Here is a 1802-nt window from a genome sequence, read left to right as displayed (position 1 = left end):
CGCTAGCAGAGTTGCAACAAGAGATACTTGGTAGCAAAACGGTCATCCAGCAGTATGGCGTCCGTCAATCTCCAGTTTTTGTGTCGCATACTCAGGTCAATGGCTTTAAAGAGATTGTGCACTATATTGCGCCACCTGCTGATGACATTGCTGAAAAGCTCAAAGGGTTACAGGCATTTATGGAAAAGACCGAGGGACAATCGGCACTGATACGTAGTGCGGTTGCTTCCTTTGCTTTTGTGTATATTCATCCGCTAGCGGATGGCAATGGCCGAGTACATCGCTTCCTAATTAACGATGTACTCAGACGCGACCAGATCATTCATGAGCCGATTATCTTACCTATATCGCAAGCCATCGCTGAGCATCCCTCAGACCGTCATGCCTATGATAAAATTTTAGACCGTGTATCCGTGCCACTTATGGAGCAAATCCGTGATCATTACAGCTTTGATAAACAAGCGATTACTTACCCTGATGGTATTCGCTCAAACTTAAATTTTGAAGACAGTCACCTTATTCAACCGGCATGGCGCTTTATGGACCTGACGCCTCATGTTCAGTACTTATCAGGACTGATTGCGCATGTTATTGAAAAAGAGATGCATAACGAGTCACAGTACCTAAGACAACATGACCATGCACGACTGGCGATAAAAGAGATTATTGAGATGCCCAACAGCTATGCCGATAGAATCATTCGTAGCATGCTGCAGAATAAGGGTGCTAAAAGTAATAAGCTATTGAAAGATTATCCGTTTTTGGCAAATGATGAGGTTTGGGACGATATTTTCTCTGTGGTTGTAGAGACATTTAAAGATGAAGCAAATGGTTTGAATAGTTAGAACAAACTCTGCTATACGCAGGAAAGTCTGCCTTAATAATCAAGCTCAAGCTAGTATTTGTGTCATCGTTACGATAATGATTCGTTTATAAAAGATTCGGCTAAAATACTGTCACCTGAAACGTAATCAATATTTTTCTTACTTAAACAGAATATATTAGAGGAACTTTGATAACAGACAATTTTTATTTGACAAGGTTATTACAGATCCTCAAAATAATTTTGAGTATTTGAGTATTTGAGTATTTGAGTATTTGAGTATTTATTTAGCTATACAGCTATCAAATGACGCGAGCACTTAGCTGTAGCTTGTATTTCAGAATAACTACGCCCAGATTTCAGAAGGCTAGCGATAATCTTACGCTTCTCGGTATCTTTCCTACGTCCTGAATATTTACTTTCTACCTTAGTACGAGAAATACCTTACATCTGACGGTTACGTCGATCTTCATAGTCCTTTCTAGCAATAGCAGCGAGCATATAAAGCATCATCGAATTGATGGCCTGTAATACGCTGCTCATAAATTCAATGCTGCTATCAGATTGAGGCGTTATATAAGAGGTCGGTAGCTCTTCTGATACTACCGCCAGCTTCTTTTCTAATAGCATTCTTTTGAGAGTATCCCAATCAGCTTGGTTTAAACGTGCTAAGCGGTCAATCTGCTCAACCAAATTATATCGCCTTCATGGGCATCATTTATCAGTTACATTAACTGTGGACGTATTAAAGTTGCGTCTGACTCGTTTTCAACATAGAAGGCGGCAATTTTGTGACCATGATCAGCAGCAAGCTATATGAGCTCACTTTTGGCACGCTTGGCATCTTGATCTTTGATTGGCGCTCTATGCTCTGATAAACATAAACACCTAAAATAGTCTGTTATAAGTAGTTCCATTATTGCAGTCTATTATAAGTAGACTATTAATTGATTAAGAGACCTGTTTTGATAGTGCCCCT

2 protein-coding genes are annotated in these 1802 nt (G+C 39.8%); one reads left to right on the top strand and one right to left on the bottom strand.

The window, feature by feature from the left end:
• Window positions 1–845 (top strand): Fic family protein (locus tag ACS8FC_RS13980; RefSeq protein WP_439297202.1); only part of this gene is annotated, 845 nt, incomplete at its 5' end.
• 422 nt (window positions 846–1267) lie between these two features.
• Here the strand turns inward: ACS8FC_RS13980 and ACS8FC_RS13975 are convergent.
• Window positions 1268–1516 carry a recombinase family protein gene (locus ACS8FC_RS13975; protein WP_228706492.1) on the bottom strand — a complete coding sequence of 83 codons (249 nt, stop codon included), beginning with the start codon at window positions 1514–1516 and terminating at the stop codon, window positions 1268–1270.
• Window positions 1517–1802 lie beyond the last annotated feature (286 nt).

This window comes from Psychrobacter sp. 1Y4 (assembly GCF_051847555.1).
The sequence above is the reverse complement of the archived record's forward strand: the minus strand, read 5'-3'. Positions and strand labels throughout refer to the sequence as shown.